The sequence below is a fragment of the Agarilytica rhodophyticola genome, from assembly GCF_002157225.2.
In the GTDB taxonomy this organism is placed as follows: Bacteria; Pseudomonadota; Gammaproteobacteria; order Pseudomonadales; family Cellvibrionaceae; genus Agarilytica; species Agarilytica rhodophyticola.
Map to the genome: position 1 here is coordinate 1,885,771 of NZ_CP020038.1, position 24,213 is coordinate 1,909,983.

Annotated in this window: 4 protein-coding genes; all 4 read left to right on the top strand. The window is 46.6% G+C overall.

What is annotated here, in order from left to right; all coding sequences use genetic code 11:
• The first annotated feature begins 1,180 nt into the window (after positions 1 to 1,180).
• The 4 genes from BVC89_RS07995 to BVC89_RS08010 all read left to right on the top strand — a co-directional run bounded on the left by BVC89_RS07995 (position 1,181) and on the right by BVC89_RS08010 (position 24,209).
• Positions 1,181 to 11,827 (top strand): thrombospondin type 3 repeat-containing protein, encoded by a 10,647-nt coding sequence (locus tag BVC89_RS07995; RefSeq protein WP_086930688.1) that lies wholly within the window; start codon positions 1,181 to 1,183, stop codon positions 11,825 to 11,827.
• A gap of 143 nt (positions 11,828 to 11,970) precedes the next feature.
• Positions 11,971 to 12,585: a hypothetical protein gene (locus BVC89_RS08000; RefSeq protein ID WP_086930689.1), complete on the top strand. Its 615-nt coding sequence runs from the start codon at positions 11,971 to 11,973 to the stop codon at positions 12,583 to 12,585.
• Between the two features lie 114 nt (positions 12,586 to 12,699).
• Positions 12,700 to 13,182: a hypothetical protein gene (locus tag BVC89_RS08005; protein ID WP_086930690.1), complete on the top strand. Its 483-nt coding sequence runs from the start codon at positions 12,700 to 12,702 to the stop codon at positions 13,180 to 13,182.
• Positions 13,182 to 24,209, top strand: a complete 11,028-nt coding sequence (locus tag BVC89_RS08010) for an RHS repeat-associated core domain-containing protein (protein WP_086930691.1) — start codon at positions 13,182 to 13,184, stop codon at positions 24,207 to 24,209. Before BVC89_RS08005 ends, BVC89_RS08010 begins: the two co-directional genes overlap by 1 nt.
• Positions 24,210 to 24,213: the final 4 nt, after the last annotated feature.

Sequence of the window (24,213 nt, forward strand, 5' to 3'; positions counted from 1 at the left end):
GAGGCAAAGATAATAATATTAATGGTTTGCCCTCGATTAGGAAACGTACAAGGAGTGCTTTTCCATGGAGTCTGATGCACTTTCTGTATTATTAGATGATGTACAGTTGTATCCCTAAGCTGAAAACTATTTTGTAGGTATTGATGATAACTTGAACTACTTTTGGTGTCGGTTTCGTTGCATTGATCTAGCGCAAGATATTGGAATCGATCGTGTTTTTATCGAAAGGATGGGCATGTTAGAATATGGATTGCCTTAGCAGTATTGGCAATAAACGCGTGGTCTTGTTTACCTGCATTATGGGGGTTCAACTCTGGGTTGACCCATATAAGTATTAAATGCATCCTTTTATTGCTGTATATAACGCCGTCTATTATGACAATAATATGACTAAAAAATACAGATTGTTTAGTGGGAGTTTATAGGTGACATATTGGGCGTCTCTAGTGGCAAAGTGTCGCCAAAATCCTTTTTAAGGGCTTGCAATATTATCGGTATCATTGTTAAATGGATATATCAGTACAAATACTAATGGTATTGTATGAACATCTTTTCTTATTGGGGTTGTAAGTAAAATAAAAGGAAGTACGCCTGTCATGTGTTTTCATAAAGTCAGTCACTTCTTAACAAAAGCCATTGCTGTTAATAAAGCGCTAAATGGATATTAAATATATTTTTTGATAAGGATTATTTAACTCGGCAGAATATAAATTACACATGCTTTTACAGGAATATATATCTAATACGGTCTTGCGTCGCTTTATTTGGGCAGCTTACTTTATCGTGTAACGAGCATGTTTATTGTTTTTGTCGTTGTCATTTACTCACCCGACTTTGTTAAAGAAAAGTAAAAATTAAAAACAGGATATACCTTTATTATTGGCCTAAATATGCCTTTGTAAAGTGTAGGTAATTCTGTATTTTTTCTTGAATAAAAGAAAAATATAATAACTCGATGTTTAGTGGTGCAGTTGAAAAAATGTTCGGTATCGCGACCTTTGCAAAGCCTTATATTTATGGTGCAAAAGTTTATGCTGTGCGGTGTATCGTTACCGTTCAACCAACTAGGACTTATTTTCTCTATAAGCAGAGTGAGTTAACATCAATACGTTTACCATGTATAAGTCGATGAGGTTAGTGTATTAATCTATCGGGCCGTATAACTTTAAAGACGATTATTATGAGCATACTACGGATAGGGCAAAGACGTTTTACATCTATCTCAAAAAAAATAGCCGTTACATGTGGAATTTTGCTATTAAGTATTCAACAAGCACGTGCGATTAATCATAGCGAAATTGTTGTCACAGATGTAAGCAGTCGGTCTTTTACTGTCAACTGGCAGACCGATGAGGCCTCTACGCCTCATATAGAAATCTATAAAGATGTCCAAGGCCTTGAACCTATAGCAGGACTTAGCATCTCTCCTAACTATACTGTGTCGGGTGACAATGCATTAGCTAACATGGCGCAGACTCATGGCGTCATGAGAGTTAAGGTTTCTGGTTTAGAAGCTAACACACCTTACTTTTATCGCGTTGTTAATACATCCAATGTCGATGCCAATGTGGAGCGTTTTCCTGTCTCGGGTGCGTTACCATCAGTTAAGACGAAACAATATAGTTTACCGTCCAGCAATGAAACCATTGGTACCGAAGTTTTTCAAGAGGGAGGCGGTAGCCCTGCCAATGGTAGCATTGTTATTTTGAGTGTTGAAGGCAGTGAATCGCCGGTTTCCTACATGGTCGGGGATGGTATTGCCAACGCCTTGGCCACCGTTAATTTAACCAATCTTTTTGATGATGCTCAGCAATTACATCGGGCCGTGGTAGGTGGCGAGTCTAGTAGTATTCGGGTCATGGGAGGAAGTTTAGGCGAAGGCTTTTTTCGCGATACATTGCCTAACAATAACCTTCGTGGTGAAACTAAGTTTTCTGCTGTTAGCCCGATAAGCTTGCAAGTAGCAAAAGATAGTGATGGTGATGGAATTAGTGATGTTTATGAGCTCGCTAATGGCCTCGATATTAATAATGCCAATGATGCCGCTTTGGACAGTGACGGCGATGGCTTAAGTAACCTGGAAGAGTATCGGAATGGAAGCAATAGCCAAGTGCGTGATACCGATGGTGATGGCATTGAGGATGCAGACGAAGTCGCCAATGGTACGCTTGCCAATCAAGCAGATTCCGATCGCGATAACATTAATGATGGTAGTGAAATTAATGGCGCGACGCCGACAGACGCACTTAATGCGGACAGTGATGGTGATGGTGTCAATGATGGTGCCGAACTTCAACTTGGCAGTGATCCCAATAACGCTAGCGACACTCCCATCGTCGATGTCGATGGTGACTCTATTTCTGACAGTGTTGATAATTGTCTTAATTTCCCAAACCCTGATCAACATGATAATGATAACGACGGCTTGGGGGATATATGTGATAGCGATGACGATAATGATGGGGTGATTGATGTCTTAGACAATGCGCCTTTTACTTCTAATGCGAATCAGCAAGATACAGACAATGACCAAGTAGGTAATGTTGTTGATAACTGCGTTTCGATAAGTAACCAGAATCAATTGGATAACGACAATGATGGACTGGGAGATGCGTGCGATGCGGATGATGACAATGATGGCATCAATGATCTGGATCGTTTGCCGAGTGCCGCAGTAGCGTCGCATCGCTATACCAGGATTGAAAATTTTATCGGCTCAACAATCCCTGTAGTCGGTAGCCGTGACCTGAATGCAGCGATCGCCGTTGTCAAGACAGACTTGAGTACGTCCGATAGTATCGTTATGGGCATTTTTAACGTCACGACGCGCGTATATGAACCGCAACCGCTTACTTCTGAACAACAGGCATTAAATGGAATGCTAGGCATTTCCATTGATATTTATAATTGTGATTGCTTCGGTCAAGGAATTAATGCGCGTGATAATGTCTCTGTAGAAACTGACACCGGTATTGTTACGGCTGTTTTACCGCGCATTCCCCATAGCCAGATTGGACTTTCTTCAGTATTTTTAATTTCGGTTGACGGTTCTAGTTACCGCTCATTTTCCCGAAGCGGAAATTTATCTGTACTGCGACAAACCTCCCAAGTCCAGGCTCCTCTCGATAATTGTCAATTTATCGCAAACCCGGATCAAGCTGACTTTGATAACGATGGTATTGGTGATGCTTGTGACTTCACAGCAGACGATGCCGATGGCGACGGTATTTTAAACAGTGTCGATAACTGTCCTGATACCCACAATGTTTCACAGGATGATTTTGATGGTGACAACATTGGCGACCTCTGTGATGCAGACAATGATAATGACGGCATCAGTAATGATGATGAAATTACTATTTTTGGCAGTAACCCCTTTAGTACTGATTCCGATAATGACGGTATTGCTGACGCTGACGAAGATTTTGATTTTGATGGTGTGAGTAACGGTAGTGAAATAGCCGCTGGAACGAACCCGTTATTGACGACCATAACATTGGCCAGTGGTTTAAATTTATTTAGCTACCCCACTGCAGTACCCGTGAACTTTAGCGCGTTTGATTTATTAAATACTCTCGGCGGTGATGGTGTTGCCAGTTATGTGGAACGCTTTAATTCGGAGACACAACTTTGGCAAACGGCTGAATACATCAGTGGTGTTGCCAGTGGTGTCGACTTTCCTATAAAGCACAATGAAGCTTACCGCGTGCAAATGATACAAGCTCGAACACTGGAGCTTGAAGGCGATCCTGTCTGTAATGTTATTAATCTTAATACAGGTATCAACCTTGTTGGTATTTCATGTATTCCTGCCGGCACCTCAGCGTTTGATGTGTTAAGTGCCTTAGGTGGCGCAGATATTGTTGCCAATATTCAACGCATTAATACAGGAACCGGCCTATATGAAGAAGCAAGTTACCTCAATGATGTGCCTGATGGCGTTGATTTTCCTATCGTACGGGGGCAGGGCTATCAAATAGAAATGAACGAAGCATTTACCTTGACAGCATTTGCTTTAAATACCGTGAATTTTAATGTGCAAAGTCATAGTGATGGACAAATTCTTTTCGAGGCACAACAGCAGGTTTTTGGGAGTCTTAGTGAGGCTAACGTATCGGTCTTAGTCAATGATATTGCTGCAACTATTTCTGAAAGCGAAAGTGGTTATCAGTTCACAAGCAACCTGACACTTGAGCAAGGTATTAACACCGTTACCATTCGCGTTCGGGGTGCTAATAATCTTTTGCAAACAAGAGTCATCGAGCTGCTTGTCGGCGAGCGAAAGGATCAAGGGGAATCTTCTAATGAAGTACTTATCGGTACGGAAAACCAAGACGCGCTATATGGATTTGAAGGTGGGAATCAACTTTATGGTCTCGCCGGAAATGATTTTCTAAGAGGAAGTCGAGACCCTATAACCCGTGAATTAACCGACCTCTTGGTGGGTGGGCCTGATCAAGATACCTTAAGCTTTGGTGCAAAATTTCTCTTTAACCTCGGTGATGGACGCGACACGATTACAGCCCCAGGTGGCGAAGGTCGTATTATTTTTGGCGATGGTATCTCGCTGCAAAGCCTAGAGTTTGAGCAAGTGAACCGATCTGATATTCGTATTAATTACGGCGAAGGCGATGACTCTATTTTAATTGATGGCTATATCACAGGCTCTAGCTCAAATATTATACAGACTATCAATTTTATTGACGTTGAAGGTAGGGTGCTATCGGCAACGGACATTAATCAGTTATTACTGACGGGGACAGATGAGGTAGATAACTTTTTTAGTTCACCTTTCGATGATGTCATTCGGACTTTTGGTGGTGATGATCAAATTGAAATCTCTGGTGGCGGTAATGATATTGTCTATGCCGGTGATCATGACGATTTAATATACTTGGCATCAGGCTTTAGAAACTCTGGTCTTACGAGAGTGATCGCAGGCCCTGGCAATGATAGCTATCCCATTAACACTCATGTTGTTGCCGAGTTATCTATTGGTGATGGCATTGACAGTGTAAGAACACCTTACGAAGCGACCAACACAAATATTTATTTTTCTGAAGGCATTCACCTGGATGACTTTGTTATCAGCTATGACGATAACAATAATGGTCGTAACCCTACCATTAACGTGCGCTATTCAGCGACTGACGAAATTCAATTTTATAATACTAGGCTGAGTGACCAACAGAACATTCGTCGAAACTTCTCCGATTACGTGATGATGGGACTGGTTCAGGTAACACTAAATTTCGCTGACTCAAGTGCTGTTTCTTTACGTGATTTGTTATTTGATATCAATGTTCAACACACAAACGATGCCGATAATACTATTTTCGTACGACACGCCGATAGTGTGACCAATGGTCGGAGCGGAAATGATGAGTTATTTGGTACTTTAGGTGATGACACGCTATTTGGTGATAAAGGTAATGACGTTTTAAATGGTCAAAATGGTAATGACATATTTGTCGGTGGTCGTGGTAACGATATTATAAGGGCCAGCAGTGGCCGTAATACTTATCATTATAATGTTGGCGATGATAAAGATATCATCCACCAAGATGGTGGTACTCACCACATCGTTTTTGCCGCTGATATTTCTCCTCAACAAGTTTCTGTCACTAACAAACGAGAACGGGACTCTCATAGTATAGTTTTTAATGTCGCAGGCACTGTCGATGCCATAACATTTAATAATTATTGGCGCGATGGCTTCACGTGGCCTGAGACAGACACGGTATTAAGCATTGAGTTCTTATCCGATGGAACACTTTGGTCTCACACTGAATTAATGACACAGTTAAATCAGGCCTCCAGCGATAACGACAAATTTTATCTATATGGAACAACCGGAGGTAATAGTAACCCCAGTTACAATCTAAGTGGTGGAGCTGGTGATGATATTTTTCTTTATGGTGCAGATACCACTGATATATTTATTCATGACAATGTCTTCCACTATGCAGCGGGAGATGGCCGAGATATTTATAATTTGGGATTAGCAAGGGTTATTGATAGTGGTAGCTTTCAATACTCTCGTATTAGTATCAATAATCATTGGGATCTAAGTTCTATCGACTCCTCGCGCGCATCGTTTGCCATGAAGAATGATAGTTTATTCATTACCATCGATAATGATCCTACTCAAGTGCTCACTATTCGGCATGTTTTTACATCGATCGTCGATAGCCAAGGTGAGATTATTCAAGTGCTATCTGATATTACATTTTCTGATGTTGTGGTGACCTACCAAGATATTATCACTCGATTTTCGACACCATCCGCTGATGGAAGCTGGGTTCGCGTTGGCCCTGCTGGGTCTTCATTTGTGGGCACGTCCTACAATGAAACAATTTTAGTGAGCTCGCTAGACAATCAGGATTTCCAATTTGACTCAGGGCCAGGAGATGATTTTATTTGGAAGGGAAACTGTGGTCGGGTGCATTATATCTTTAGAGTGGGTGGTGGTAATGACACACTTGAAAGCACTCATAAGTGTTTAGCTGATGGCTTTGGCTTTGACAGCTTATTCTTTCCGGCGAGTGATGATTCGCCTCTACCTATCTCTTTCGTCTATGACCCAATGGCCTATGGCGCAAGTTATCAAGTCATCGAGTATGGCAGTGTTTTTGGTGTCTATGATGGTGGTTCTGTTCGACTTAGAGATAGTACGTTGCTACTGCCTGAATATCGTGACTCGCGCGGCTCTAGCAGGCAAACCATAGCGCATATCCGACGATCCAGAGGGATGACTATTCGGGGTGTTGACCAGTGGTATGTCGATCAACACCCAGAATTACTTGTGACGAAAACTGATCCTTCTGGCGCAAGTAGAAAGTATTTTCCGCTGATAGGTGTTCAAGGCAATACGGGAGAAAATTCCAACTTTACCGGTAGAGATACCGTTGAGGGAGGTAACGCTGACGAATACATACAAACACTGTTTGGTGAAGATACTATCCGTGCTGGCGGAGGGGATGATTTTATCGATGCCGGTGGTGCGCGTGATTCTATTTTTGCTGGTGACGGCGATGATATTATTATTACGGGCGGGAGTTCTAATAGTTCATTAGGCTGGAATGGTGGCTCACTGCAAGTTCGCGGTGAGCGCGGTGATGACACGATTTATTTAGATCGCGGTCGGGATAATATCTATTTTAACCTTGGTGATGGGCACGACACACTGGTTGTTAATGAAGGTTTTATTGAGGCGAATGATCGTTTGTTTTTCGGCCCAGGGATTACCCCACAAAGCACCATTTTCTCTCAACAACAAGATCGCTTGATCATTAGATATTCAGCAAACGACACCATCACAATACGTAATTTCTATGAGCGCTCAGGCAATCGTTGGGTGGTGAGACGCGCGTTTAATATCTCGTATAGTGGAGATACTTCCAATTATACCGTTACTGACGTTCGTCTTGGTAATCGTTCACCGGTTGCAATAGATGATAATTACCTAAATATTTCACCTTTGCCGCGTGTATTTAGTTTTGCTGAATTACTCGGTAACGATACCGATGCTGACGGTGATGACCTTACTATTTATCAAGCGTTTAATGCGGTTAATGGCAACGTTTTTGTCAATCATAAGCTTGCACAAATTACATTTGTGCCGCATAAAAACTTTTCTGGCAACGCCAGTTTTGAATACCTTGTCGAAGACAATAACGGCGGTGTTGATAATGGTTTTGTTCGGATGACAATTACCGCCGCCACCTCTATTCTAACCGGCACAAACAGCACCGACACAGTACAAGGAACGGCTGAAAATGATGTGCTGTACGGTTTGGCGGGAGACGATGAATTAATCGGCCTGGGAGGGGACGATATTCTGTTTGGTAATACCGGAAATGATCGGTTTGATGGTGGCAGTGGCAACGATATTATTTACTATACCTTCGGTGATATCGTGGATGGTGGCGACGATTTCGATACGGTATTTAGCCATGATGTATTTGCGGGCAACCCGATAGACGATCTCTTCCTGATCGAAGATTTGACGAACATAGAAGCGATAGATGGCGGGCTGGGTACAAATTCAATTTATGCCGATGACCAAAGTAATACGTACGACCTTTCGTTAATGGTATTGAGTAATATTGATCGCTTTTATGCTGGGGCAGGTGATGATGTTGTTATCGGGCCTGAGCTTGTCCCATTGACGATCGAGGGGCAAGACGGTAATGACCACCTCATTGGCGGTAACGATAATGACTACCTTATCGGTGGCGCAGGTAATGATTGGTTAAAGGGAGGAAGTGGCAATACCGATTATTTAGAGGGAAATGAAGGGGATGATCGTCTCTTTGGCGGTGATGGCAATGACTACCTAGATGGTGGTGTAGGCACAGACCTGCTTGTTGGAGGCAATGAAAATGATAGCTATTCCTGGCAACCTGGGAGTGGTGATCTCTATATTTCGGACTATAGCCACGTGGATGCTGGAAATCCTCAGCATGTTGATTCCTTAGAACTGCTTCTCGGTCTTGTTGATGATCAGCCTCGGGTGCCCGAGTACGACGATTTTTCCTGGGCACGAAACAGCTTTGGCGATCTGCTCATGACGTACAATGATTCCGGTGAAACCATTACCTTGTTAAATTGGTTTAAACATTCCGATCATAAATTACAGCTGATTATTGGTGACACCGAGTTTGATCTGACACAGATCGAAATGGATGCCAACGCTAATCTTATCTCTAGTCCTGTTCTGAGTGTTCCTGCGGGTGGAAGTGTACTTCAGGGAGAGCAACATTATTTAGATAACTGCTCCCAGTGTCATGGCATTGCGGCAAGTGGTATCGGGCAGTTTAATGAAAACCTCATTGCTATTTCAGGTGAAGGCGTGCAAACGCCGCTAGCCGCATTATTTAACTATGTTAGTCATCAAATGCCCATTGATAATCCGCAGGCATGTGTGGGGGAGTGTGCGAAGTCTGTCTCGCTGTATTTACAGTCACTGAATTTACCTTTAGATGCCGATAATGATGGCTTCTTTGATAACGAAGATGAGTGTCCTGCAACACCGGAAGATGAGGTGCTGATAGATCGCGGCTGCTCTGTTTCACAGATTGACAGTGATAATGATGGCATCAATGATCATGTAGATATATGCCCGAATACCCCCGTCGGCGCGCTTGTTGATGGCGACGGTTGCGCGCTAGATGGTGACGGTGATCGTGTTCCCGATGGTATTGATCAATGTCCCAATACACACCCAAGCGCTAGTCATGTCGATGAATTGGGGTGTGCCATAGATACCGATAATGATGGTGTTGTCGACGGCCCTGATCTTTGCCCTTTAACCCCTCAAGGTGAGACAGTGGATTCTGCTGGATGCGCACAAACACAGTTGGATGATGATGCTGACGGCATTAATAATGCTCTTGATGAATGCCCCAATACCTTATTTGGTGACGTGGTGGATAATGTCGGCTGCAGTGCTTCGCAAGCCGATAGTGATAATGATGGTGTCGTCGATAGTATTGATCAATGTCCTGGTACTGCGCCCGGTAGTCGGGTAGACCCGTTGGGCTGCACCGTGATTAATAACGCGCCTACGGTGACAATTTCTTCGCCATTAAATGGCTCCGTTGTTATTGAAGGGCGGTCTACAGTTTTATCCGCAAATGCTGATGACGATTTTGAGGGTGATTTAAGTCATGCGATTACATGGTCTTCAAGTATCGATGGATCTCTCGGTACTGGACAGACCCTCTCTGTTTCCTCTTTGAGTGTCGGCGCTCACGAAATTTCAGCAAGTGCTATCGACACAGATGGTGCCACTGGTGTAAGCACGATTAATCTCATGGTGCAAAGTGAACAAGACGCCGGCACCATTACGTTGAATCAAAGCACCGATATTGGCACACCGGGAAGTAACCCTGGTAGCATGAGTTATGACGCTTCTCTTGGTATTTATACACTCAATACCGGTAGCTTTGATATTGGCAGTTTCTCCGATAATTTCTTCTTTGCTTACCAGATAAGCCAAGGTGATATTGATATTCGTGTCCGTGTGACCAGTATCAGTAATTTCTTCGCTAAGTCGGGTTTGATGATTCGCGCGAGTCTCGATTCGTCGAGTCGTCATGCCTCTATGACAATTGAGCGGGAGAGTTCGCCCGTCTTTATCCATCGTACGGAAGATATTACCGATACCTCTTATACTGGCGCGACCACAGGTGCCGCGAATGAGGGGTGGGTTCGCTTACAAAAAACAGGCAATGTGGTCCATGGTTATTTCTCTACCGATGGTAATAATTGGACGTTAGTCGCTACCGCCACCATTGCCTTCGATACGAATTTCTATGTGGGTTTAATTGCCGTTAATTCTGAAGGTGCCAGCGATACCACGTCTACCTTTGAGCAGTTATCTTTGGTCGCAGGCGAGCCTAGCGTTGGTAATACCGCGCCCTCGCTCACGATTACTTCGCCTGCCGAGGGCGCGAGTTTTGATAGCGGTACGCTCGTAACATTGACGGCTTTAGCCAGCGATACTGAGGATGGTGACTTAAGTCATAGCGTGACGTGGTCATCAGATCTCGATGGTAATTTAGGTACTGCCAGTTCCCTTTCTCTGTCGGGCTTGTCGCAAGGCGCTCATGTCATTACGGCAAGTGTGACAGATAGTGGGTCTCTTACCGCGTCCGCTGCGGTCAATATTACGATGACTCCCAGTGCGGTTAACGATACTCCGCTGATCACTCTCTCATCGCCAGCAGATGGCGCGAGTTTTGATGCTGGGACATCTGTAAACCTTACCGCAACAGCCAGCGATACCGAAGATGGTGATTTAAGCGGTGGAATAATGTGGTCGTCTGATATTGATGGTGCGTTGGGAACAGCAAGCTCTCTTGCACTCGCCAATTTATCACAAGGGACGCACGTGATTACGGCAAGTGTGACAGATAGTGCTTCTGCAACAGCGTCGGCTTCGGTCACTATTACGATAACGAGCAGCTCATCCAATATGCCGCCTGCTATTGCGATCACGTTACCCAATACCGGCATCACTGTTACTCAAGGCAGTGCCGTGACTTTTAACGGTGATGCGAACGATAGTGAAGACGGCAATATTTCGTCGGTGATTACTTGGCAGTCCAGTATAGATGGGGCACTTGGCAGCGGCGCTTCCCTGACAACTTCAGCCTTGAGTGTTGGCAGCCATACCATTACGGCAACAATTAATGATAGTGCGAGCCTCTCTGCCAGTGACAGTATCACCATCGTGGTTGCGAGTGATTCGGGAGGTGGTAATGGCCTGGCCTTCACTCAAAGCGCTGATATTGGCAATCCGGGACAAGCGGGCACCAGCGCCTATGATTCGGCTACCGGCACCTACACCATCAACTCCGGTAGCTTTGATATGGGAAGTTTTGTCGATAACTTTTTCTTGGTATACCAGCCTTACCAAGGTGATATCGATATGCAGGCGAGAGTGGTGAGCATTGGTAATTTTTACGCAAAAACAGGGTTAACGATTAGAAGCAGTTTAGATTCTGGCAGTGCCCATGTATCGATGATGATTGAATTATTATCGGGCGGTTTTTTAATAAGCCGTAACGAAGAATTTACCGATACTAACTATACCCCATCACCCATAGCGGTAGAGGTGGGTCACTGGGTTCGTCTGCAAAAAGTAGGTACCACCATTACCGGGTATGTCTCCACCGATGGAAATAATTGGACGACTGTGGGCAGCCAGACAATTACTATCGGTAATGATTTTTATATTGGGATAAGTGCGGTTAATTCCGAAGGTGCGCCTTTCACTGAGCTAATCATGGATAGCGTAAGTACGGTGACCACACCTTAGAACATATGCCTTACTGATGGCCCTAGATAGTGGGCTCGATAAAGTCATAAGTAGGGTAAGCGCATTAATAAGATAGCGCTTACTGGTATTGATGTTATGCACGCAATAGAAGATTCGCGTGTGTATTTAAAATGAGTTTAACTATGATGAAGACGCTTATTTTTTCTTTTATTTTTATTGTTAGTGGTGTTATTTCAACGTATGCCAATGCGGCCTCAAGTATTTCGATGACACTCGAAGAGCTTACCGCTAACGCCGATGATATTGTGGTGGCCCGCTGCGTTGACGTGCAAACCCGTTGGCTAGGAAAAAAAATTGTAACCGATACGACGATTGACATATCACAACAGCTAAAAGGCGATGATAAAGCTCAGTTGATTGTGACAACACTGGGTGGCAGTGCGATACACCCAAGATTGAAAACAAAAGTGAATATGTATGTGCCGGGCAATATACGTTTTAATATCGATGAGGAAGTGCTCGTTTTTACCAAACAAAATAAAGCAGGAGATAATCAAGTTATCGGATTATCCCAAGGCAAGTTTATTTTAGAACATGATACTGTTTCAGGTGAAAAGCTTATTTCCGTAGGCCAGAAAAAACTCACCACTCAACAAAACAATGATAATCCCCTTGCGTCTTTGTTTTCCCTAGATGCAGAGTTCCATACAGAAGATTCCAGAATTAGTACAAGAAAAATACGTTTAAGTGAACTCATTCGCGATATCGAGCAGCATTTAAGTTTAGCGCAACAATAGCCGCATCCTTAATTTAATAGCATTGCCACATTTATGGCTCAAACCCAACGTCAATATTAACAGTAAGTGTCATACATCAGTCATTGGTATTTATAGGCAGGAAGACGAGTGAACATGGGAAACTATATAACATTAATACATCTAATCATGGCGAGCAGCCTATTTTTATCGGTGTCATTGGCTGCGCAAACGTCAACGGCATCTCTCCCAAGGCTCAATGAAGCAAGAGAAAAACATGATATTGACCTACACCCTATTCAGTTGAGAAACGATGATCCCGATTATTTGGCGCATGTTAACGCGGTAAAAAATAGGCAGCGGCAAAGAGAACGGGCAGCGCACGTTGAGTCGCCAGAACAAACCGTTATGCAAGAACACACGATACAGTTGCCTGCACCTGTTGAAATACATCAGCAGCAAAGAAATACCAGCCAGGTCTTTTTATTTCATACCGGCGCGAATCGCAATACTGTGACGGCGCCATCGCAAGCCGGGCGTCCCACTGAAAACTTAAATAATACTGAGCGCTTATCGTATCAATTTAGAGCCTCACATATTGAAGCCTTAAGACAAGCCGCCGCAAGGAAGAACAAATAGTGAATAAAGATATCAAGAAAGGACGAAATACCATTGCTTGGGCGTTTTTGTGGGGGGCTACTCTGTGGGGAGCTAATGTCAACGCGGGAGGCAATTTGTATGGACGTGACGACAGCGGTGCGTTCGCGATCAAACGCTGGGATGAACGCCTACTGCCTATTGAGTGGCACTTCAGTAGCAATGGGTATCTCGGTTCAAACGTTAGTAACGCTGAGGTCATTAATGAATTTGCAGCAGCGTTTGATACCTGGAATGACGTAGCCACCAGTCAGATTCGTTTTTCCTACGGTGGCGAAATAAACCGTCGTTTAAGTAGCGACGATGGTATTAACTTAGTGACCTTTACTGATACGGAATACGAGTTCCCTCCGGGTGCGGTAGGTCTTGCGGTTATTTATAGTTTTGATGAACAAACGATTATCACCGATGATAATAATGATCTAGACGGTGACGGTGTTGCCGATATTCCTAATGGTACGTATCCTGCGGGCACCGTATACGATGGGGATATCCTTTTTAATTCCGGCTTAAATTATACCACGGATGAGACGAATGGCACTCTTGATATTCGTGCGATAGCCATGCACGAAGTGGGACACTTTGTTGGCTTGTCCCACTCCTCGATTGAAGATGCCGTTATGTGGCCATTCCTTAATTTTGATATTGCCACCGCGCGCACAACCTCCCTTGATGATATCGCTCATGTGTCTCATACCTACCCACAAGAGCCTGAATATTCACAACAGTATGGCACGATAACAGGCACTATCACCAACAGTAATACAGGCCTGCCTCTGATCGGTGCCCATGTTTATGTCGTCGATATTGAGAGTGGTCATAAAATTATTGGTGGCTACAGCTTGTCCGATGGTACCTATTCCCTGCCGGTACCTGCGGGGAATTACTACGTTGGTATCGAACCCTTAGATGGCGACCCAGCGGCATTAGACCCTGAACGTATTAACGATATTATTGCATCGACCTTAGATACGCATTTTATCGAAGAGCTTTATGATATTAATGAATCCAGCATAGAAGCCGACCCCTTATCGGCACTTTCCGTTGCCGTCGTGGCCAATACCGTGACCGCCGATATTAATCTGCAAACCAATGTCACGAGTGTGCCGGGTGTCAGTCGGGTATTACAGCCGGGCGTCAATTATTTCTCCTTTCCAGTGGAAGCCCCCAGTGATTTAAGCGCCTATGATCTGCTGCAAGCGTTGGGTAATGACACGGAAATAAATGCCATCGAGCGCCTTAATCCCAGTACACAACTTTACGAGCGTGTCAGTTATGTAAGAGGCCTTCCCAGTGGTAAGGATTTTCCCATCGTGCGCGGTGAAGGGTATCTTGTCCATGCACAGCAACAAAAAGTGGTGACCTTTAATGGTATTCCTAACTGTGTCGATATTGCCCTAGTCGCGGGTATTAATCTTATCGGAGTGCCTTGCCCGCCAGCCGGTTATACCTCGTTTGATTTACTCGAACATCTGGGAGATCAATATGAGGTTGTGGCACTGCGCCGCTACGACCCTGAGACCGCCAGCTTACAAACAGTGGAATACCGTGCCGGTGAGATTGTTGGCGATGAGTTTTTTATTGCCAATGGTGAAGCCTATTTTGCTGAGCTGCGCGTTGATAAAAGTGAGGTGATTGTGCCCGGCCCTGGCTCGGTATTTCCGCCAGCCATCACTGGCATTAGCCCTGGTCGCGGTGTTGCCAATGACTTGGTGATTATTCAAGGCGAGGGCTTCGCTGAAGATATTGCCGATAACTTTGTAAGCTTCAATGGTGTTCAAGCGCATGTGATATTTTCCTCTACCAATCAAATTGCGGTCAGGGTGCCAGCGAACGCCACCACTGGCCCGATTGTCGTAGAATCCGAAGGGCGCACAAGTAATCGTGTGAATTTCGCTATTGAATCCACCACCATTAGCGAAGATACGCGCTCTTCAACCACCGGCACCGAAATACTTCCAGGACAAACCGCCAACGGCCAATTAAATGTTGAAGCAGAACAAGACCGCTATCGCTTTATTGCGCTTGAAGGGGCTTTGTTAAGCTTAAGCGCACAAACTATCAATGGTAATGCTGACTTGATGTTTGCTTTAGAGAGCCCCAGCGGTGTGGTGCTTGTTTCCGATGATGATAGCGGTGCGGGTAATGCGCCCATGATCCGCAATTTCCCCTTGCCTGAAACGGGTGTGTATTCAGTTGTTGTCACGGCTGTCTCAGGTGTCGGTAGCTATGACCTATCCATAGATGTCTTAAACACCGCTGTGTCTCCGTCCATTTCTGTATTACAAGGCGATATTCAATCAACTGTAATGGGCACAGATTTGCCCAAGCCTTTAGAGATTTATGTCACCAGCAGTACGGGCAAACCCATCGCTGGAGTACCGGTGACATTTACCGCCAGTAATGTGGACGTTGCGCTACCGACCCAGGGTTTCTCATTACAAAATGCGGGTACTGTGGTGGCCACCACCAATATCAATGGTATTGCCATTATTGAAGCCACTGCCCCTAATGTTGCCGGTGTGTTTGATATTGTTGTAACCGTCCCCGGCATGCCGCCGGCCACCATGCAAGTGTCGACCACATCTACCGCTGTAAGCCAAGTTGTCGTCTCTAATGCTGTTGAACGCTGTGGTGGCTTGGGGTGCTCTGTGGGTGAGGCGGTCAGTAACCCTTATACCATTACCTACCTCGATAGTGCCGGCGCGCCTGTGGAGAATGTCTTAACCCGCTGGAAAGTCGTGTCCGGTGGTGGCTCCTTAAGTGCGTTTTCGCCATTACAAAGCAGTACCGGAACGAATTTAAGTGGTGTGAATGGCAGTACCCAAGTGCTTCATACCCTAGGCGAAGCACTCTTTACTGAAATTAATGGCCAGCGCAGCCGCATAAAACAGCCTCAATTTGTCGCTGCTACGGTGCCGGGACAATTAAAACCAGTGTTGTTTTCCGCTGTGAGTAAAGCCGGGCCGCCTGCCAATATTGAATCCATCGGCAGCGATTATATCCGCATGCATTACGGCACCGTGCGGTTCGCGGCGATGGCCTTGCAGGTGACCGACGCCTATGACAACCCCGTGGAAGGGGCGATAATTACGCCTCAAAGTGATGACGCAACGATATTACCCGGTCTTTTAAACGGCGAGCTACTCCCCGACTTTCTTACCAATCGAGATGGCTACTGGGTGGCGCTGATTGATCCCCACAATAACACGCCTCCCACCTTCGATGAATTTGGTAACACGGATACAAGCGGTTTAGGCAGTACTTATCAGGTGGTATTAAGTGAGGCGAGCGCGGGCACGCTCAACTTTGATCTTGATATTGATATGGGGCCATCCCTTGTCAGTGGCTCAGGGCAGGGGATAAGTGCTTTTATCTCGCGAGAACCTGAACAAAACCCGATACATTTCAACCTTTTCCGCTACCAGCGCACCGATGGCAGTGACGACGATGAAAGTTGGCAGAATGAAGACTTCAGCAACTTGCGCTATGTGCCGATAGCAGGGACGAATGTGGACTTCTCGCTGCGTCGTGGTGACCGCGTCGATGCGCAAGCGGCAGGTGTGGTTGCGACAACGATCAATGGCACCCATGAGGTAACCGCACCCACCGATGCCTCTGGCAGTGTTGGCGTTGATGTCACACTTGGCGGTGTAGGTGGCGAAGTCAATATCATTGGCGCCATCCCCAGCCCAATCGAAGTGCAATTTCGGGAAGATAATGGTGAGCTTATTGGCAGCCCAGTGGCCTTTCCCATAGAGGAATATAGTCCCAGTACCATTGTTATCAACGCTGTTCCTATCGATGTGCGTGTCACTATTGATGCCGACCAGCTCAGTGGTTTGGATTGGTCAACATTGCAGATCGTGTTGAACGGCAATACCACGGTATTTGATGGCAGTGTGGATGCGCCTCCCACCCTAGGTGTCTTCCCCCATTACATCCAGGTCTTTATCGATGGCGCCCAACAGGTGGTCTGGCCATCGCCTGAGCTTATTGCAGCGGGCGGTTTTTCACGCGTGGTGATCGTGTATCGCCCATTGGGCTCAGACTTGGTCGAAGGGGTCAATACTTTAGCCATCAATGCGGATGTCCAGGCGTTTGATGGCACCATTGCCTCCACCAGTGAGCAAAGTACTTTTGTCTTTAATCAGGACTTGGGCAACCGCGTATGGGAAGCACAGCAATCCTATGATGCGCTCGCCGCCTTCTCCATTGGTCGCATCGTGTCACTGGCGCAACCTGCGGGACAAGCCACGGATGCAGCGGGCGATGCCATCGGCTCTTTTGAGATCTTTAATGTACCTGTGAGTGAGCCGTCATCGGTAACAGTGGATATTCTCGATGCTAATAAAACCCTGGTCAGTACCTTAATCAGTGCCACGACACTGCCGGCGGGCGACCATCGCTTTGTGTTATTGCGTGAAGACTTAGGCACGAGCATTGTGCCGATAAGTGGCAAGCCGGATCTGTATGTGCGTGTCCGCACCGTTCCTGTGTCCACCGGACAGCCGCGTATTAAACAGTACTCTGGGGAATTAAACGACTCCGTCACCGGTAAAATGCTGGGGCAGGTGATTCAGCATGATACGCTTATCCAAGATGGTAGTCTTAACTTACGCCGTGAAGACATGGCCTTAAACGGTGCCGGGCCACAACTGAACTTTATTCGCAGCTATTCAAATTCCACCCAGCCAGAAAACAGTGCCACAGACCTAGGAGCAGGTTGGACACACAACCATAATATCTTTGCTCGTGTGCTCGCCAGCGCAGGCACAGCGCCATCTTACGGTGAAAATCTGCCCGGCTGGATTGCCGGTACCCGCCAAGGCCTTGGCCCTCGATTGTTAAGTGCTAGCGCACTATCAGCGTTGATCGCTGGTGATGCTCCGGTATTGGCATCAAAAGTGGTCATCAGCAATGGTGGTGTGTTTGAGCGTAGTAGCGGTGGCAACTGGGTCGGGCAGCGCGGAAATCATGGTACCTTAACCGGCAGCGCTGCGACAGGTTTTGTCTATACCTCAAAAGACGGCACTGTCCACACCTTTAACACCACAGCTGACAGTGACAACCGCTATTTGGTGGCGACGATTGCCGATCGCAACAACAACATGTTGACGTATCAATACGATAACCATCGCTTAACACGAGTGACCGATCAAGCTGGCCGCTACCTCAGCTTTGATTATGCCTTAGCGCAAAATAATCGCCGTCGTCTTCAGCAAGTGCACGTGGTGGCTGATACAGGCAACCTCAATTCACCACAAAACTTTCGCCTGCAATTCCATTACTTCAAACGCGAGAGCGACAACCCTGATGAAGTGGCCAGTAGCTTGGATGAAGTGGGGATGTTGCAGCGCTTTAGCCGTGATGAATTTGTTGAAAGCTACGACTACGAGGCCCTTGCCAACGATCATGAGCCCAACCTCGTGAGCGTCAAAGACGTCAATGGCTATATCACCCAATACCAGTATTTAGCCCCTGCCAATGTGCCGGCAAACTTTGCGAGTATCGCGCCGGGAGCCGTGAACACGGATCTGGTATATCGCGTTTGTTACCCCGCAGCTACCACCGATTGCACAAGTGATTTCGCCCAGTTTGATTACAGCACTGCTAGCGGTAATGTGCGCACAGTGACGGATCTACGTGGCAACCCAACGCGCTATGAACTCAATGCCTGGGGCAACCCTAGCCGTGTGGAGGAGCCGGAAGGCAAAATCACAGAGTACGACTGGAGTATCGACCTCGGCTTAGCCGATAACCTCCTGCGTGTGAAGCGGGATCTATCGATTAATGCTACGTGGCAGTATGAATACGATGCCAAAGGCAATATGACCTTGGAAACTGATCCTTATCAACGTACCGTTACCCAAGAATGGCATCAGGACTACAGTATCTTGACATCGAGGATCGACAAAAATGGCCACCAGTTCCGCCAAGTACTTGACCCTAACGGTAATGTCAGACAAGAGATTCAACAAGCCTTTATCGCAGACGCGACGGTTGCCAGCGACGTTGTGGTCACCCATACCTATGGCAGCCGTGCCGGTATTCATGGTTTACGCTTAACCACCACCGATGGGCGTTCTAATCTTAAAGAATTTGGCTACGATAGCTTGGGTAATCTCACCTCCTTAAAAGAAAACGGTGATACTGCCGCTACCGATAGCACCACCCGCTACACCTACAGCAAGCGTGGTCTGCGCCTGTCGGAGACCGATGCCAACCTCAATACCATGAGCTATGTCTACGATGCCCTTGACCGTCTCACCCTCACCACCGACGCCGAAGGTAATACGGTCGAGTCTGACTACGACGCCAAAGGCAATAAGCGCTGGGAAATAACCACCGATCGCTATTGGATCGATACTGTGCGACATACGCGTACTTTGCGCCTGGACTACGACTACGATGAGCGCGATCGCGTGACGAGCATTACCCGCTCTGGCAATGTGGACGGTAACTATCCAATTGCCGGGCAAAAAACCTTGGGATACGACGGTAATAGCAACCTTACCCGTGAAGAAGATTGGAAAGGCGTGGCCACCACCTATATGTATGATGGCCTCAACCGGCGCACCACGACCACTAATCGCCTCGGTGATAGTAAGCAAACGGTTTATGACTGGATAGCAGATGAAGGCTTACGTAAAACCATTACCGATTACGAAGGCCACAACAGTATTGAACATTACGATTTACTGGCACGCCTGCGCCGTGTACAGCATGAGACAGTGAATCACAGCGATAACACGGCCAGCGATTATCAACGTGTGATCGAATACGATCACCATGAAAATATCACCCGTATTCTCGACGAGGAACAAAAAGAAACGCACTTTGTTTATGATCCGCGCTACTTAAAAATTCGTCAGACTAACCACCTGGGGGACGATTTCCACTGGGAATATGATGCCAATGGCAACCTCACGAAAACGATCGATGAAGAGGATAATGCCACCACCTTTGTTTACGACGCCCAGGATCGGTTGCTCGAAAAACACGAGCCAGAAAACCATCACTGGCAGTACCGTTACTATCCAAACGATACTCTGAGCCGCACCATCGACCCATGGGGATTTGAATATCATTATACCTACGACAACATTAATCAGCGCACTGGCGTTACCGACCCCGATGGCACTACCCAAGAGTTTTATAACAAAGATGGGAAAATGGTCTTTCGTCGTGACGCTGAAAACCGCGTAAAATCCTATCTTTACGGGCCGGATGGTCGTTTGCAGGTGGCCACCGATGGCCGTGGCCGCACCACCACCCACACCTATGACGACAATAACAATATCACCGATACGCAACTGGCGTGGACGGATGGCGCCACTGGCCCACAAAGTGTGACCACGCACTTCGAGTATGACGCTCGCGACCGATTGCGCTTGCGACACGAAGCCTATCAAACGTCAGACGTGCGCCGCACCGAATATCGCTACGATAGAGAAAACAATAAGACCCATGAGATCCATCCCCAAGGCCGTGAAACGCGCTATGTCTATGATGAGTTGTACCGTGTAAAAACCATCATCACCCCAGCGACGAATAGCGGCCTTGCCACCGATACCCTGCAGAAATTTAATGGCGTCGGTAAGTTGGTGTGGACGCAAGACCGTCGCAATTATGTGTCGACAATTGATTATGATGATCTGCACCGTCAGGAAGTGCTCACTGATGCCCTTGACCAGACCGTGCGCTATACCTACGACAAGGTGGGCAACGTTGTTAATCTCCGAGACAAGCGCGGCCATAGCACAGAGACTATCTATGATGACCTCTACCGTGTTAGCGAACAATTTGTGAACGACAACAGCGGCACACGCTTCCGTTTAGTCTTCAACGAATACGACCTCAACAATAGCGGCAATGGTCTGCGCCGAGAGGCTGTCACCGATGCCAATGGCAACCGGGTCGTCAGCGACTTGGACTTCCGAGGAAATCCTATTCGTATCGAACTGCCTGCGGCCAATGACGGTGCCTATAGTTCGGCAGAGATTATCCACGAATATGATGATACCGGCTTGTTGACCAGTACCACCGATGCTGAAAACTTCACTACCACACGCCGTTATTTTGACGATGGTATGCTGGCGTCTATTACCAATGCCGACAACGAAACGACCCGTTTTGAGTGCGATATCTTCGGCAACCGAGTGACCGAAACCAAAGAGAAGGGCAATACCCAAACCTCTACCTATGATCTGCGCAATCGTCTCGTACGCGTAGAAGATTTTCAAGGGGCGGTCACTCGCTTTGACTATGATGTTAACAGCAACCTCCTGGATCAATATTCCCCGGCTGCCAATGATAGTGGCGGAGAAAACCGTGTTAGATACGGTTATGACACGCTCAATCGTAAACGCAGTCATATTCAATTTAAGTCCGGCGGTAATTTATCCAGCTCTTATCTCTACGATGCTGAAGGTAATATGACCCAACGAGAGGACGCTAATGGTCAAACCTTCGTCTATGAGTACGATGCACTCAACCGCCTGGACACAGAAATCTTCCCGGCAGGGGATGACATTGTCAGTATTGGCCATACCTATGATGCCAATAACAATCCGGATGTGGTGACGGAGACCAAACCCACGGGGGTTGAAGTCACAGATTACGACTTTGATCTGCTGGATCGTTTGACGAGTAGCACCCAGCGCGGCCATAGGGTGAGTTATACCTACGACAATAACGGCAATCGCACCGGCGTTACGGCACCTGGGGGCAGCACGACGTACACCTTCGATTCGCGTAATCGTTTAAAAACGGCCACCGCATCGGGTAGCACAACAGCGACAACCTATACCTATCTGCAAAACGATTGGCCCGATGTTGTCGCGCATGCCAATGCCACCTCGGTGGATTACGACTACTATAATGACGGCCAAGTGCAAAGCATTACCAACCGCGCAGGCTCCGGCGCAAGTGAGAGTGTGATCTCAAGCTTTGCCTACACGTATGACGGCAACAACAACCGCACGCAGCAAGTAGAAACCCAAAATAGCTTTGCTACCACCTCGGTGCTGACCACCGACTACAGCTACGATACTCTGGATCGATTGACGGGCTATACCGAAACATCCAGCGATAACAGCCATAATGTAAGCCATGCATTTACCTACTACCCCAGTTACGACCGTAGAACGGAAGTGGTGACTGAGGATGGCATACAGATCCAAAACCGTCAGTATACGTATGACCAAACCTACTGGCTGACGGGTATTACTGAAAATGTAAACGCCGGTGGCACCATTAGCTACGGCTACGATAGCAACGGCAACACCCTCAACAAAACTAGCACGTTAGCCGAAGGCCCGGCGAGTACGGTATTCACCTACAACCGCCGCAATCAGCTGAAAACCGTGGCAACCGGTGCAGTCAGCGCTGAAGTGAACCAAGGCACCTACCACTACAACTACGACGGTATGCGTATTCGCCACCTCGGCTCCGACCGAGGCGATATTGAATATATCTACGATGGTCAAAGCATTATCGACGAAGTGCAAAACGGCAGCAGCACGCAGGTGGCCCACTACCGCTATGGTGACCGCTTACTTAGTCTTAACAGTGCCAGCAACGGCGAACAGTTCTACCACTACGCCAGTTTAGGCACCACGGCCAACTTAAGTAACGCCGCCGGTGAAGTCCAAACCGCCTACCGCGTCGACCCCTTTGGTGAAATCACCCGCCAAGAAGGCAGTAGTATTAACCGCCAAGTGTTCACGGGTCACGAACATGACACCGAAACAGGCTTGATTTATATGAAGGCCAGATACTATGATCCTGAGGGTGGAAGGTTTATCAGTCAGGATAGTTATCTGGGAGAACCCAATACACCGCCGAGTTTGCATCGGTATCTTTACGCATTTTCCAATCCGACGATGTATATCGATCCTGATGGCTACGAGTCAGTGTCAACGACCCTAGAAAATAAAGAGCTCAATGCAAGCAGTGGCCACGAAGCGTTTGGTTGGAGATTCCTAAGCAATCTCTACCATGTAAGCACACTAGGTTTTTCCGTTGTGCATGATCCTCAGCGCGATGCCTACGACAATGGCGATATCTCTGGAAGTGAGTACCTCGTTAAAGGTGTCGGTGGTGGTACAGCATTGGCGGCAGCTAATGTCGTGACTGGTCGTGCAGCGGGTGCGGCGATGGCTAGTCAAGGAGTTATTGCTCAGACTGCTATAGGAGGTGGAGCGGGCGCTCTAATGGGAGCAGGAAATGACGTGGCTATGCAGTCTTCACGAATGGATTCTGGGTTGCAGAGGGGATATAACTTTGATCAGACTGTAGCAGCAACTGCGGGCGGTACTCTGCTAGGTAGTTTAGCCCCAGCAGCTGGTCAACTAGCTCATGATATTTCTCATGGCCTTTCTAAGTCGAGAATTGGTAACTTCTTTACTAAAGAATCAAGGGGAGGGCCAAGCGCTGTTAATGGTGCTAACCAGGGGGCGTTAAAAGGTAAGTCAGAGTCAGTAACTAGGCAAAGTGATGCCTCGACGATTGAGGTTCAACAGGCAAGCCCCAAAGTTAAGTATAAGACAAAAGAGATGGAGCCAGAGTATTTCGGTGAAAACTTACCATTTAATCCAGTTTGGGGTGGCAGGCAAGTTAAGTATCTCAATGAAGTAGAAAGGGAAGCTTATCGAATAAGCATCAAAAAAGGTAAATTATATGATGCCGAAGGAAATCTATTTGATACGTCAAAAGCACGTGGTGCTCATTCTAATCAGGGGAAAGCTATTTTTGTAATGGATGAGCAAGGTAGCATGTATGCATCTAATTACCAAGAAGTTGGTAGATTTCATCATAGTAGTTTTTTAGAGGGGCGGCCCATTGCAGCGGCTGGAGAATTACAGGCCAATAAGGGAGTCTGCACTACGGTAACTTGTGCTAGTGGGCACTATAGACCTAGTAAAAAACTAAATCGTCAAATATTTAAAGAATTTAAAGAACAAGGTGTTGATACCTCAGAAATTAAGCTTGAATGGGGTTTCTAGGTGT

What these genes read in the sequence shown, in the direction of transcription:
- BVC89_RS07995 (WP_086930688.1), top strand. Translation starts at nt 1,181, where the DNA reads ATGAGCATACTACGGATAGGGCAAAGACGTTTTACATCTATCTCAAAA.
- BVC89_RS08000 (WP_086930689.1), top strand. Translation starts at nt 11,971, where the DNA reads ATGATGAAGACGCTTATTTTTTCTTTTATTTTTATTGTTAGTGGTGTT.
- BVC89_RS08005 (WP_086930690.1), top strand. Translation starts at nt 12,700, where the DNA reads ATGGGAAACTATATAACATTAATACATCTAATCATGGCGAGCAGCCTA.